The organism is Mycobacterium sp. NBC_00419, assembly GCF_036023875.1.
Lineage (GTDB): Bacteria > Actinomycetota > Actinomycetes > Mycobacteriales > Mycobacteriaceae > Mycobacterium.
On record NZ_CP107931.1, the window covers coordinates 4,234,987 to 4,249,611 of the forward strand.

Here is a 14,625-nt window from a genome sequence, read left to right on the forward strand (position 1 = left end):
AGTCACCGGCATAACTGCCAGCTAAATGCGCTCAGCACCGCTATGCGACGGTCAAATGAAATCGATTCGTAGCTCATCAATTGGTGCAATTTGGCCTGAGACGCAACGGAACTCTATGCAACAGGTTCTCGATCGACTCGGGTCAACCCGCGCCGGTTCCTTTCGGTCGGCATTAAGGAACCCGCTGCGAAATCGATAGCGGATGTGCTCGATCACGAATTGTGACGGACGTGGACGATGATCGAGCGGCCCTTCTGCGACGGTTCCGGCCTGTCGGTCACGATGACGATGTGCCGACCGCCGTCTGGCCCCTCGTCGGTTCCCCGTGCGCGTGGGGGTGCGGCGTACTTGGCGCCGCACACTGACACGTTCGCCGGTTGGCGCCTCCGGCGCCGTGCGCGCCGCGCGCGTCACCTTGGCCCTCGCTCGGCGGATGGCTTAGTTCGACGCGAGCAGCGCATCCGGGCGCGATGACGTTCGGCGCCGCGGCACCATCTCCGCACCCCTGCGACTGCCATCGCCCACATTTTCACTACATCCCTGTAGTCTCAACCATCTCATCACATTCCGCCTGCTACCGCCGTGCCTCCAAACTGATTGGCTGGCATAGCAACTCGTAGATACTCACCTGATTTTCCTATGGCACATTTGCACAAGGATGTGCGAGATTGGCGGTAGCGAACGTTGCGTTCGCCACCCGGTGGCTTTGAGCGCCGGGCGATCTCGGGCCTAGGCGGTGATCGACATGCTGACGATTGCCAAACTGTCGGCCTGGTCGATCAACTACTACAACGACACCGCCTGCGCCGCGGTAGACGCTCAGAAGGCCGGCGGCGGGCTGGGGGAGTACTACTCCGAACACGACACCCGCACACCCGTTTGGTTGTGCGCCGGTGACGCCCGCCGCGCGGCCGAACTGGTCGGATTGTCGGACCTCGATCGAGCGGGTGGAGAGGCCAACACCGACACCGTGGAGCGGTGGTTGGTCGGTGGTGAATCGCCCAACGGCGCGACGGGTCGCGGGTTCCGAAATGGAAGTGTGCATGGCTTTGATTTGACGTTCTGCGCGCCGAAGTCGGTGTCGTTGATCCGCGCAATCCGAGCCGATGACGTGGCAGATAAAGCGATCGCGGACGCCCACGCGACCGCGATCTCTGAGGCGTTGGAATACCTTGCGAGCCATGCCGGATACACCCGCGTGCACAACCCGGCGACGGGGAGAAGGACCTCGTTCGGCTGCCCGGTTTGGTGGCGATTGCCTATCAGCACGAGACGTCGCGGGCTGGTGATCCGCACCTGCATACCCACGTCATCGTGCCGAACCGGCAAGCCCGCGGCGACGGTCGATTGGTGTCGATCGATGGCACGTCGCTGTATCACGAAGCCAAGGCCGCCGGAGTCATCTATCAGGCGACGCTGCGCCGGGAACTGCACCAGTCGTTGGGTTACGAATGGCTGCCTGTCGATCCCTCAACGGGCATGGCAGAAGTCGCTGGCGTCGACCCGAACAGCATCACCGCGTGGTCGCAACGCTCATCTCAACTGCGCGAGTGGGCCGCGGGAAATCTCGACGTGACCGACGGCGGAGCACCCTCCGCGTCGCAGCTCGCGGCGGCTCAAAAGGCCACGCGACCAAGTAAGCCCGAACAACTCGGCTGGACCGAACTACGTGCCGGGTGGCGCACCGACGACCGTGGCGTGGGCATCGATTCCGCGGCGCATCGCCGGGCCCGTCGCGACCGTCTCGGAGCGAGCGGCCCCCGGTTTAATCGGCACCGGCTCGCCGACGCCGCCGCCACGATCGAGAAGGCCGCCTTCACGCGTGCCGACCTCGTCGAGGTCATCGGTGCCCAGTTGCCGGTCGACACTGCCCGCTCGCCACGCGAGCTGGTCGAGGAAGCCGTCGACGAGATCGCGGTGCGGCTGACCGCCCCACGCGAGGCTCACCAGCGCGAGGGGCATGAGCGGTTCACCCTCGATCTGATCCTGGCTGAAGAAGCCGCCGTGCTCGATCTCGTCGATGCCCAAGATCCCCGGTCAATCCTGTGGGGCTTGCCTAGTGACATCGACGGCTTGTCGCAGGATCAACAACGCGCAGTGGGAAACATCGCTGTCTCACCGTGGTTGGTGCAACCGCTGAGCGCACCTGCCGGTGCGGGCAAGACGACCTCCATGCGCGCGTTGGCGGCGATGGCTCGTCGCCGCCGTGATAGCCGGGTCATCGTGTTGGCGCCGACGGGCAACGCGGTCGACGTCGCGGTCCGCGAAGGCGCCGGCGACACCGGCTACACGATCGCGAAAGCGCTGCAGGACATCGGCAATGGCAGCCTGACTTTGGACCCGCGGGACTTGGTCATCGTCGATGAGGCAGGCATGGTCGGCACCGACGACCTACGCCGTCTGCTCACCGCAGTTACTGGCGCCGGAGTGAAGACCGTCCTGGTCGGTGATCAGCACCAGCTCGCTCCAGTCAAGGCCCGCGGCGGCATGTTCGCCCAGCTCTGCACCGACCTGCCGTGGACGCAGAAGTTGTCCGAAGTGTGGCGGATCCGCGACCCGGAAGAACGGAGTGCATCCCTTGCGCTGCGCGATGGGGGACCGGCCCCGGTGCGGCGCGCGATTGAGTGGTATCGCAAGAACGGCCGGCTTAATGCGGGCGACGAGATCGCCATGGCTACAGAAGCTTTGACTGCTTACCGAAGTGACACCGAGGCCGGCAGAGACAGCCTGCTCGTGTGTGACACCAAAGAGATGGCCGACGCCCTGAACCTACGCATCCACAAGCAGAGCATCGACCCGAACGCGCCCACGGTGACCACTGCGCGTGGACGTCATATCTCCGTCGGCGACCTCATCATCAGCCGTCGCAACGACCCCACCATCAGCGTCTACGCCACAGAAAGGACCGAACACGCGGACCCGGTGCGGAACGGAAACCGTTGGCGCGTTTACGCCGTCGACCCCGACAAACAGCGCATCGCCGCCCGCCGCCTCACCGACGGCGCCCGCACCGCCTTCACCGGCGAATACCTAGACGACCACATCACCCACGGCTACGCCATCACCGTCCACTCCGCACAAGGCGCCACCGCCGATACCACCCACGCCGTGCTGCGCGACACCACAAGCCGCGAATTGTTCTACGTGGCGATGAGTCGTGGGCGCCAGTCCAACACGGCCTACCTCGCTCAGCATTTTGGGGACGACGACCACGGCGGCCAGGGCCTGGCGACCGGCGATAGTGATTCCGGTCGCACGAGTCGACAGGCCGCTGAACTCGCCCGCTCGATCATCGCCAACGACACGGATCGATCCCGCACCGCTCACAACATCGCCCACGACGCAGGCAGCTATCCGACGATCCCCGAACGTGTTTCGACACTTCTAGGACGTCGGCAGCGGCAAACCGCCGAAAGGCGTGCTTCATACTCGGAATGGCGACACGCCCGCCTAGGGACTGCGTCGCAAGGCGAACGCGACGTGGGTCAACCCCGGCGTTCCGAGCGCAGCCACGACATCGATCTCTAGAGTCTGCAATTTCGGGTGTAACCGTGCTCTCGGGCGCCCGCGCAACGGATCGTCTGGGCGGCGCCGTCCGCCGCTCTGAAATCTGGCGACCACACCTCTCCTCCCGATGACAGATTCGTCGCCGCGACCCTCCTGCTGCAATCCGAGCAGCCAGGTTCAGCGCTGTATGTGGGCGCCCGCGATATCAACTTGCAAACGAAGCTGGCGGCTACGGGCCTCCCGTACCTTGAACCGCCGCCGGACATCACCTAGGAAGCCTCTTGGCAAATCGCTGCTCGGCACTCAAGGCCTGGAGATGGAATCCCGTCGGACTAGACGGCGATCTCCGGGCGGTTGTATCTGCCCGGTGCTACCCTCGCCGCGCGAAAACTTGGGCTAATGATTTGGAGCGATTCCGATGTTCGACCGGCATGAGAAGTGAGTTGTGGAAATTGCGGCGCACCTCGAACTTGCTGAGCCGCTCACGGCGAGCGGGGCCGCAATGACCCTCCCCGCTGCCGTTGCCGACCTTGCGGAATTCGCTTCGCTCAGACGGTCTGATTAGTTGTGGGGGGCGGTGTGTTGGTCTGGCGGCTCTGGAAGAGGTCGCGGATGTCGCCCATACGCCGAAGGCGGTCATACCGAATGAGATGATCTTCGCGGTAGATCTCCATGTGTTCTGCGAATGAGCGACCAGTGAGGCGAACGTTGACGGCCTCGCGGAGACAACGGTAGCCCAACGACTGGGCAAAATTCGACAGCGAAAGGCATCCCGCGTCTGAGATTGGACCACCATGTATCGCTGCATTGCGCAATCGCCTTAAGCGCCCCAGTTGGCGATCGAAGTTCCTACCTTGCGCCTCGAGGTGTTGGAAAATCTGCTGCGGGGTCGACAAAATCCGCTCTAACTCGCCAAGCCCACGTGCGAGTCGATGATCAGCGTCGGAATAGATCCGGTGTAGCTCAGCTACGTGGCCGCCGGCAGTGACCCGGTTATAGACCGTGTGCGGACCTGTGAAATGCTCTATCTCCGAACGAATTTGAGCGATCCTCCGCTTCGTTGCCTCATCGACGTTCAACTCGTTCACGCACCACTTGATGGCCAGCAGCGAGAAGTGGTTGATGAAATGGACAACGCGACGTCGGCTCTCGGCTTTCTTGAAGTAGCGCGACACAAATTCGCCCCAGTCCAGCTTGCCGCCGGTCGTCCAGGTATTCATATGTTCGATGACGCGCACTGATGCCATGACGACAGCCTGCGGGCTCTCGTCGGCCGCCAACCTCAGCGTCGTGCTCATCGCGATCACGCCTTGAATATCGTGGAGCGATTCAGCGTCGATGATCCAACCGTTCGGTGACATCTGTTCGAGGTCGTAACCGAAATGATCGGTGTCCGGATAATACATATCGGGGATGTCACCCAGCAGCTCCCAAGACAGGATTGGGGGAAGACATCCATCAACGAAGAGGATCGCCCCGTTCAAGAGCTGCCAGGTGTTTTTCTCGGGAGGGTTAACTGCCTTCAGTGCTTCGATCACGGCTCGAGCGGTGGCCTCGGCTTCGTGCACCTCGATGCTGGGCAAATGCACACGCGCATAGGTGATGTGCTGGCTAGATCCCCATGCGTCGTCGCCTCGACGCATTGACTCCGCTTGGGCCGAAGGAAGATTCAGTAGTTCAACTGGTGGGACAGTGAACCGGTCGGCGAGGTCGGCGCGCCCAATTGCGGACGTCAGAAAGTCTGCGTTGTAGAACGCTACTCGGCCGTGTGCAACCTCGATCTGCGGCAGGCTGGCTTGTTCAAGTCGCAGCCAGACCACGCAGTCGCCACTCTGCGGTGGCCGGATAAGCGCATTTTCGCAAAGCTCTAAACGTCTCCAGAGGGGCTCGTTGCTTTGTGCACCGCTATAGGTTGGATGGTGTTCGACACCCCTTTCTCGGGACAACTCTTCTTGGACTGCGTTGTCAGAGTTGCCAACCAGAGCTTGCAGATCTCTAAATACGCCGAACGGCCCCAACACGTCAAGATTCCTCAGTTGTCCAATTGACAGCAAGGTGTCGCGGCGGAACGCCACAACGTCGACGGCACAGTTGATGTTGTCTGCTGACGACCAAAGGTCACGCCATGCGCTGAGAATCGCTGCATCAGAACGCAGTTGCACTGTTAGTTGCTCAAGAAGCAGACGGACGGCTTCACGCACATCGGCAACGACGGTGTAGTGGCTTTCTGTCTTGGCTGGTGTTTGTTCGGGAGTCAGTCTCCTCAGGTATGGATCAACGAAACCTGCGATACCATCAGAGATATTGCCCGGCAGCCACTTTCGCATAAGCCGCGCGATCGGTGACGGCATCACCGTGGGGGAAGTAGGCGTTATCATGCGTGAAAGCAATGACTCGATTTGGTCCGTGATCGGTTCCACGAGTCTCGTCAATTTCGGCCCCGTCGCCTTGGTGCTGGCGTTAAAATCCTCCATCACCTGCTGCCAGTCGTCATATTGCTTCGATATGAAGTTCCGTTGATCGGTTATCCAACCGGTGAGGTCCTCAGCAGCGGCCGGCAGCGTCATCGCGGCGCCAGTGCTACTGATCAGATTCTCGTACTGAAGCTGCATGTTGAGCTCATCGACTAACAAGCGCTCGTTCCGAATTCTCGCCATCGGCTATGTCCTCCCAGCCATAAGGGCAACAGCACCACCGGTACGGAGTCGACCACGTCGAGGGCGAGGCCATCGCAGTGCCTTGGCCCGTCGGATGTTCTCCCAGATGGAGGCAAGATTTCGCAGCTGGGCAGCGGGATGGGCCACGGGTGCAAGCGTCGCACGGGCAACGCCGCGGAGAAGAAGAATCTGAATGTCGCTGGCGGCGGGTCGCATGCCTCAGCCGATTCTCGGGGCTAGAGAATCGGAAGGTGTGGCAGAGGGTGAGATCCCTACTTAAGCGGTGGCGGCGGCGCCTAATGACCGCCCGCTGCGGAGCGCGCGTTGCAGCTTACAGTCACTGGCATGAGCAAGAACCCCACACAGGTCCGGCTGGTGTGAGCCTGTTCGAACAGCACGATCGATGGCTGGAAGAGCTACTTGAGTACACCCACCGCAAGGAAGCGATCACTTGCACCTCGGGCCACATGCCGTTGACCGCGATCCTCCAAGAGATCGCCGACGCGTGCGCCGATCCGCAGCCCCACGACCACATGCAGATATATGACTGGCGATCGAGGGCCTCGGACCTCGCCGACACGCTCGATTGGATCGGACCCGAGCTGAAGACGCTCGTCGCTGTACCGGGACAGGCAGTCCTTCTGGCCATCACCAACGATTTGTTGGCCTCTGGGCCAAACGGAGGCGCACGCCTCGACGACAGCAAGCGCCCTGTAGTTGACGCCGCCAATGCAGCCCTCATCGCGACCGTCGGCGGCGACGACGTGTTGGTCGCGGCCTGGCGCGACCTAGTTTCTGCGTGCCGGGATGTCGATCACACCCACTACCCGCACGAGAGGGTGGCCTTCCTGCGCGACACGCTCGTGGGGCTCAGCGCACACCGCAAACAGGACCGCGGCCCTTGGGATCCCATCTCCGCGGCTGCGAATGTCCTGGTGGGGTATCAGGGCAGCGTGCAGCTGGCACAAAGGATGGTCGGTGATCCGCGGGGAGCGACCGAGCCCTACGACGTGCATGCGCGGTCGGCTCTGGCAGAGGACGAGCTAGCAGACCTGGCTGAGCGCTGCGTCGTCGTGCCGCCACCCACCGGGGATTACGTGGTCTGGTTCCGGCTCGCTCCCGCCTTCGTCCGCAGTGCATCTTGCGTCAGTCATGGCGACGTGACGTTTTATGACGCGCCGACCCTCGCCAGTGCGCTGGCCGCAGACTCCCAGCGTGTTCGCGAGCTATTCGACGTTGTCCCGGAGGAACTGCTGACTAACGAGATCCGAGAGCTCCAGCTGTCCGGCCAGGTCACCGACCAAAGTGGCTTCGAATACGAGCCGCAGCTGGTCTACGCGCGCGTCGTGGTTCGTGGCGTTCAGCGTCACCACGCTGTGAACGCAGCCCGGAGTTACCTCGATGCGGTCTTGGCCATTGTCGGTGTCCACGACGATATGTGGAAGGTGTTGGGGGGAACTCTGCTCTTTGACGGGACTCCGTCCTACTTCCCCGCCGTCCGCTGGGGACTAAAAGAACCGCTCCCCGAGCCCGTCTTCTACGAGAATGATCACTTCACTTCGTACTTGCGCGAAATGACTGCGGCGGGGGACGTGATCACTGCATCGGCGGTAGAGATGTTGCAGCCCGTCCTGCGTCTCCAGGCGGCGCTTGCCTCCACTCCGCGATCAGATCCTGAGGCCACGGTGATGTCTGCAGTTCGAGCCATCGAACACTGCAACAGGTGGGCGGCGCCCCTCGCGGGCCACAAGTGGTACGCGTTCGCCGCTGACTACCTGTTCGACGAGTACACCGTTACGGCATTCGCTCGTCGTGCAGTTGAGGACGTCTTCGCCGCGGTAGTTCATCATGTCCCCGATCGCTCGCCGGGCGCTCGCTTACCGGTGGAGTTGGCGACGATCATTGCCGAAGTCACCGAATCTGGCTGGGGCTTGCGCCTCGACAGGCAGAAGGCGTTGGATCACGTGGCTGCGTTGAAACGAATCTATCGGGGACACTGGTTGGTCCGTCGGCTCAACGAGACCGACGACATCCTGTCTTCGAGCATTACACTCGCCGCCGCTTTCGCTGTTGAGCGGCAACGCCTTGAAAGCCGGGTGGCACGGCTTACCCGCTCCCGTAACGCAGCGATTCACGGGGGCCCGTTGTCGGCCGCCGCGTGCGACAGCATCGCCGACTTCGCTGCGGTCATTGCGCGGAAGGCGCTGAACACCGCAGTGCGGGCCATCGTCGCCGGCCAGGCGGTCGACGCATACGCCGCTGCCCAGCGGGACGACTACCGCCAACGCAGTCAGAACCTCGTTTCCGGCGGCGATCTGAAGAACCTGTTCACCCTTACCTAGCCGGGTCTGGAGCTGAAACCCCGACCGCGCATGATCGAAAGTCACGCTTGGGCAGTTCAACCGCCAAAAATTACGATTGTCTTGTGTCGTACGACGGAACCCGCGTGATCGAGGGTTATTTCGAATGCCCGGTTCCGTTCGTGGTCACTGCATCTGCGACAGCTGGAATTTATCTCGCTAGTGTGGGCGGGCTTCCCGTCACAGTCACGCTGCCTACGGCGAACGACGCCACGATGCATCACAGCGACCTGGCGGAGCCCTCATGGCATTATCCGGGCCGGGACGGTTCGCTGAGTCGCCTGCCTGAATTGGCCCCCTTTTGGGGGCGCGTCGTGGTCTGGGCCGACAACCACACAACTCCAAAAGCGTTAAGCATCAGTCGATTTAAGATCGCCACCGACGCGACCGGAGACGACAATGCGGTCCGGGAGGTCGGCCGCCAACTCGCCGAAGCGGCACCTGCCTGGTGGTCGGCCGTCAGTGCTTGGATCGAAATCCTGTACGGCCAGGATCTCTCGCGCCTGGGCCCGGTGGAACCTGGCCTACGGTTCAACAACACCACACTGTGGACACGGCTCTACAATCTGCACGGCCACCCAATCCGTGAAGGCCACGTGCTACCGGTGGGCTCGAGCGCCATCGGACTCGTATGGCCAAACTATGCCCCGATCGATTCCGCACAGTTGCAGCAGTGCATCGCCTTGGCCGATCAACACGGGCCACCGCCCACCGAGTGGCTAATAATCCGCGACGCGCGTTCGTTGTACGCAGGACAGGACTTTCGTCGGGCGGTGCTCGATGCTGGTTTGGCTGCCGAGTTGGCAGTTACGCAGCTGATCTCGGCTCATCTGCGCGCGAACGGTCAGACCGGTGAAGGTATCGAGGGCGTCCTGCGTAAGCATCGCATGCTGGGGCGCCGGTGCGACTACTGGATCCGCGACTGTGGAGGAACGCTGCCAGGTAACTATGACCGTCGGCTCCTTGCTCGCCGCAACGCCGCCACGCACACTGGCTACGCGCCGCCTCCGGACGACGTCCGCGACGCAATCGCAGTAGCCGCCGAGATCGTGGCCCAGGCCGTACCTGTTCCCGGCTAAATCCTTTGGTTCTGAGGCAGGAGCATTTGGCTGGCAAGCTTCTGAACAACGTCACGATGAGGTATGGCATTCAAGAGTCGACACCGAAGATTTCCGGCACACGGCTGTTCGAAATTGCCTAGAAACTTGCTGGTTTTGTCGCACGCTGCTGGGATGATGCACGCCATGCGTGCTGAAGCGTGGCAGGTGATTAATCGAACGAGCCCCGTCGTTCTGGTCACTGGTGATAGCGGAACGGGAAAGTCTTCGGTGCTTCGCTCCACTATCGCGGAGTATTCGGACGCCGTCGTGGCTCCACCCGTTGCCGTCTGCCTTTTCGATAGCGGAGCACTGCAATCGGCCATCATGGACGTTCTTGCGGACGCGATCGCGATTGCTCAACCAGGGCAATCGAAATGGGGCGCTCTCGCGAAGCAGCTTCGCTACGCCACAAGCGAGGCCGCCGTCGAAATCGGGAAGGGCCTCGCCGAGGCCCTCGTCAGCGAGGTGTTTGAACTAGCGAAGGCCAAGCTGGGCGAAAATGTCGGCAAGGGCTTGGCGAAGTTCATCAAGTCCCTCAAGAAAGACAAATCCGGAGAACTCCGGCGGACGCTTCGCGCTCATTCAGATGCAAACATCGTGCGGATGCTGGTCAAAATTGCTGACGAAGTTGCTACCTCGATCGGTCGCGACATCGTTATAACCCTCGACGAAGGGAACCGGTTAGCTGACGACGATCAACGGATCTTGGCGTCGGTGGCGGCAAACCCTGCCAAGAGGGCCCGCATTGTGGTCGCGTGGTCCACGGCAGAAGCCGAGTCCATTGCGGGCTTGACGAGGCTCCGCAGGCTTGGGGTCGCCGAAGTGGAAGTGAGCGGTCTGAGCCGAGGCGACATCCGGAGGTGGCTGGCGACCGAGGGCCACGCTGATCAATCAGACGAAGTCTACGCATTGACCGCGGGCTTTCCGCTTCTTGTCGAGGGCCTGATCACGCACCTACGCAGCGGTGGTCGCATAGATCGCTATTCCGCGCCCACGTTATTCAACGAGGTGCTCAGCGACGCGCTCTCCCGTCTACCTCAGGATGCACACCATGCGGCACGCAAGCTTTGTGCATTCCCCGCACCGCTACCCGACTATGACATCCCTGCCTATCTCGACGTCGATGTCACCGGCTGGGGCGTCATCCGCGAAGCCCTTGAACGTGAACGAGTTTTCTCCGTGGAGTCGACAGATGGCACTTGGTTTCACGAGGCGCGACGCAAGTACTTGTGGGACAACGTACTTACCACTGCCGAGCGCAATGCAATTGGCCAAGCTGCCTACACCAAACTGGTGGCCGAACATCGCCGCCAGCAGGAGGTAGGCCTCTTCGGAATGTACCGCCAGATCGCCTTTCTGGCCGCTTACGCCGTCGACAGCCAGGCCGCCAATCCGGCACTCGCCTCGATCATCGCTATGGACACCGACCAGTTAGCGGTTCTGGCTGCCGTGATCGAACTGGAAAATGTCGGATTAGGCTCGCCCACGCCAGCGGATCAAGTGGTGATCCACGCCCACAGCGCGTTTGGTGCTGATCGCCACCGGGCGCTGAAAGCGCTGCCCGCACTCGTCGGCCTTGGTTTCGTCGAACTCGACGAGGTGCCGCGTGCAGACATCGACCGTTCAGAATCGACTGTTGAACTTTGTCTCGATGATGAGGCCCGAGTTGTGGCACTCGGCCAGATCCAATCTGTCTTGGCTCAGCCGGCGGTGCCGAATCTGGTTAATCATGTGGTCAGGACGCATATGGAGTCTGTCCGGCTGGAGTCCTACATGGTCGTTAGCCAGGCGGGCCAGGCCGACGTCTTGGATATCATCGCGAAGGCAAACCTATTCCGCGCCCCGGCAGCCTTAATGCGAGTTGGTGATCCGCTGTTGGGAGTTTGGCTGCGGTACGGACAGCAGCCTGTCACCGTTGTTGCAGTCTTCAACAACGCCGGTGACCGAATGAGGGCCGAGCAGGAGATCGCCAATCTGAAAGGCTCTTCATTCGGTAGAAAATTGTTGGTGCAGGGTCTCTTTCACGATCCGACTCATACCATCGCCTCGTTGAGATTCCTGCGTGCTGCAGAATTTGCCACGGGATTACAGGTAGGTACTGACGGTCAGCGCTACTCGCTGCGCAACTCGGCCCCGCTGACGATGGCAGAGTTCGCTCAGCGGCAGGTCGATTTGCTTGGGCTACTTCAGGTCCATACCAACGAACTGGAACGCGGTGTGTATGGTCTGACTCGGCCGCGAGGTATAGCTATCGCGCGGGGGGACCAAACAGAACACAAAATAGAAGTCTTTGGGGCAGCACACGTCTATCCAATGGTCTTCGATCAGATCGAGCATATTCTGGCCAGCGGTTCGTTGATTTCAGCTCAAGTTGAACTTGCGTTAGATCTTTCGCCGGAATGTACGACGAGGTTCTTCACCACCCAAAGGTGGCAGGGGGACCGCACGCACGATCCGGTGATAGAAGCGCTTAGCGGTCTGCGTATACACGCTGAGAGGTTCAACACCCGTCAACCGCGGACACAAGTGCATCTGCAAAGGCATCGACTGCGCGCCGAACTAAAAGCGGCGCATATCCGCGATCAGCAACTAGCCCGGCAAATGGCTGAGAACATCACCATCGGTGGGCGACGCGGGCCACGTCCTCAGCGTGCGCTTCGCCTCGCGATCTACGGTCGCGGACCGACCCATCGACTCGAACAGCGCGGTGCGGTTTGTGCCTGGCCGATCGGTGATCCGGAAGACGTCCAAATCGAATTCATTTCGGGCGAACCAGCTCAAACGGCAGAAGCGTTATATGCCCGCGCATTTGGAACCGATGCGGATGCGACTGATCTGTACGCAGGCAGGCTTTCTGCGGTCCTTGCTTACCTCCTTGGGTTCGCCGAGAATGAGATCGAAGTTCGTGAATAGATGCCAGAACATCTGATCATTGATCAGCCGGGTATCGACGTCGTTTAGGCCTGGTCCAGCACTCGGCAAGCCAGGTCCACGCGCAGTGGCGGCTAGTGGAGCACGGCGTGATGAGGAGGCAGCGTTAACCGTTCACCGCGGGAACACACTTCACGCGTCACCCTATGCCGGGGTCGAACTACACGGACTCAACCAACCGACCGGATGGCTTTCTTCAATTGGGGCGCGCCAGGTGCAGGATGTGGTCAAGCGGCTGGATAGACGACAGCTGGGCATATCAGCTTTGTTCATTTAGCGGTGACGGCCAGTCGGGTTTGAGGTCGAAAACTTCGGCCGCCGTCGTCGATGCGTCGGTGCGCGCGATGCTGCCGCGGCTGCCAATAGCTACTGTGGCGAATGGCGGCACGGGCGGCAATGGGTTTAGTGCCCAGGGGTTGATCCATAGTTCGGGAAGCTTCGACGTAATCCGCCATGCCCGCATCGCGTCACCGAACAGTACAGCTGATATGCGGCTGCCTCGCGGGTCTGTCTCTGAGCGCCAATATCCGTCCGTCCCGTTTACGAAGTGTGTAGCGTCCAAGCGGTTCTCATCCCGAGGGATCGAGAGTTCAATTGATCCGAAAAGCGCTTGTCTCAGTTCGTATTCGTCAAATTGGTTCCAGGTTGTGATCGCCACGACGAGTGGTTTATCGAGAGTGTTGTATTTTCCGCCCTTCTTGTTCAGAGTCTTCTGTAGTTGCTCAATGTCTCTGCTGAATTGAGCTGGTTTTGTTGGGTAGATCGCGATCAACCGCCGAGGGATACCGCGGCGGTCAGGCCGCACAGGCACAGCGGTGTAGTCGAGGATCCAGTCGTCCGCTTCTAATCGAGTGTGGGGCAACGGGTGCCCGGCACCGTGTTCGGCAATGACGCGGTCAGCGTCGAGACTCGCGAGCCATTTCTCTAGTGGACCGATGATCTTCCGCGCCGCAGGTCGGTGCTGGCCCTGGCTTGGTATCTCGAGGTCGATCATGAAGTCTGGGTTTTTGGCATCGTTGACGCGATCGCATACCCAGCTCCAGGCGTCTGTATCGATATCGCCGTTGAACACCACGGCCGCTTCGACATACATGCTCAACGAGCCTTTGCGAACAAGGAAATCTGGTCTAGTGCTACTACGGCTGCTGGGCAGTTTGGGTTCAACTTCGATGTCGTATCCCAGGCGATCAAAGAGAGTGAATACGTACAGCTCCCACCATGCGGGAAGATGCTGATGCTCGTCAGTCTTTCTGAGGCGGCCGACCAGTGCGGTCTTGTGCTCTGAAGGAAAAGCCGAGTACCAGTTTTCAAGTTCATCTCGCACCCGATCCCAGGTCGCGCCCGCGCGTCGATCCAGGAAGGCAAATGACGACTCAAGATGGCGCCCGGGACTGTCGTCGGAGCGAGTCGAATTGTCGAAGAGCTTGAGGCTAGTTTGCGCGCTGTCTACGGTGTCGGATAGTTGGCTGATTCGCTGTGGTGAGACGTGGAGTAGATCGCCAGCGTCCCGCACGGGAACCCCAGCATCGCTCAATTCGTTGACCAACGCTTCAGTTCGATCTTGCGCTTTCTTAGTCAAACTGGCGGCGGCCGTACGCATGTCGATGAGTTCCTGTGCAGCTTCTTGCACGTCGCCCAACCCGGGCACGCTAACGCTAACTACATCCACCGAAACGTCCTCGAGGGGCGTACCGGTAGTTACCGCAATCCATTCGCGGCCCATCAACTCGGCTTCGGACAAGCGGCGCGCTTGGGTGAGACCGTCGAATTCGGGGATGTGCACCATCCACCAGCGGCCGTCGCGTTCGATCTTGATTTTGTATTCGCGCTTCATTTTTCTTCCTCTACGGCTCGCCGCGCATCGGCTATCGCCTGGTTGACCTTCCGGACAACGCCAGGCGAGATCGTGCGATGGCCATCAGGAAGAGTCACCCACGGCCCCGACGGGTGATTCCACTTGGCGTGGCTGCCTTCTGCCTCAGTACGGCTGAAGCCCGCCTTGCGGAGGCGTTTGACCGCTTCCCGGGTGGGCTCTTCCTTGACCATAATTGTAGTCTAGTCAACTAGATG

General features: G+C 60.9%; 6 protein-coding genes and 1 pseudogene. 4 read left to right on the forward strand and 3 right to left on the reverse strand.

Translation table 11 applies throughout. The annotated features are described in order from the left end of the window. Positions 1 to 745: 745 nt before the first annotated feature. Positions 746 to 3,528: pseudogene (mobF, locus tag OG976_RS20265) on the forward strand (MobF family relaxase). Positions 3,529 to 4,055: 527 nt separating this feature from the next. On the opposite strand, the gene OG976_RS20270 reads toward mobF, so the two are convergent. Beyond that, positions 4,056 to 6,164 carry a hypothetical protein gene (locus OG976_RS20270; RefSeq protein WP_328352712.1) on the reverse strand — a complete coding sequence of 703 codons (2,109 nt, stop codon included), beginning with the start codon at positions 6,162 to 6,164 and terminating at the stop codon, positions 4,056 to 4,058. Between the two features lie 377 nt (positions 6,165 to 6,541). On the opposite strand from OG976_RS20270, the gene OG976_RS20275 reads away from it, so the two are divergent. From OG976_RS20275 to OG976_RS20285, 3 genes are all read left to right on the forward strand, one after another. Continuing rightward, a complete protein-coding gene (locus tag OG976_RS20275; RefSeq protein WP_328352715.1) occupies positions 6,542 to 8,506 on the forward strand; it encodes a hypothetical protein in 1,965 nt (654 codons plus the stop codon). 83 nt (positions 8,507 to 8,589) lie between these two features. After that, on the forward strand, positions 8,590 to 9,603 hold the full coding sequence (locus tag OG976_RS20280) for a hypothetical protein (protein ID WP_328352718.1): 1,014 nt from the start codon (positions 8,590 to 8,592) through the stop codon (positions 9,601 to 9,603). A gap of 153 nt (positions 9,604 to 9,756) precedes the next feature. Then, positions 9,757 to 12,537: a hypothetical protein gene (locus OG976_RS20285; RefSeq protein WP_328352721.1), complete on the forward strand. Its 2,781-nt coding sequence runs from the start codon at positions 9,757 to 9,759 to the stop codon at positions 12,535 to 12,537. A 277-nt stretch (positions 12,538 to 12,814) separates the two neighbouring features. Here OG976_RS20285 and OG976_RS20290 read toward each other — a convergent pair whose 3' ends face one another. Continuing rightward, entirely contained in the window at positions 12,815 to 14,389 is a 1,575-nt protein-coding gene (locus tag OG976_RS20290; RefSeq protein ID WP_328352724.1) for a hypothetical protein, read from the reverse strand. Then, complete coding sequence (locus OG976_RS20295) at positions 14,386 to 14,601, reverse strand: type II toxin-antitoxin system HicA family toxin (protein ID WP_328352727.1); 216 nt, start codon at positions 14,599 to 14,601, stop codon at positions 14,386 to 14,388. Before OG976_RS20295 ends, OG976_RS20290 begins: the two co-directional genes overlap by 4 nt. Positions 14,602 to 14,625 lie beyond the last annotated feature (24 nt).

What these genes read in the sequence shown, in the direction of transcription:
- OG976_RS20270 (WP_328352712.1), bottom strand. Translation starts at nt 6,164, where the DNA reads ATGGCGAGAATTCGGAACGAGCGCTTGTTAGTCGATGAGCTCAACATG.
- OG976_RS20285 (WP_328352721.1), top strand. Translation starts at nt 9,757, where the DNA reads ATGATGCACGCCATGCGTGCTGAAGCGTGGCAGGTGATTAATCGAACG.
- OG976_RS20295 (WP_328352727.1), bottom strand. Translation starts at nt 14,601, where the DNA reads ATGGTCAAGGAAGAGCCCACCCGGGAAGCGGTCAAACGCCTCCGCAAG.
- OG976_RS20290 (WP_328352724.1), bottom strand. Translation starts at nt 14,389, where the DNA reads ATGAAGCGCGAATACAAAATCAAGATCGAACGCGACGGCCGCTGGTGG.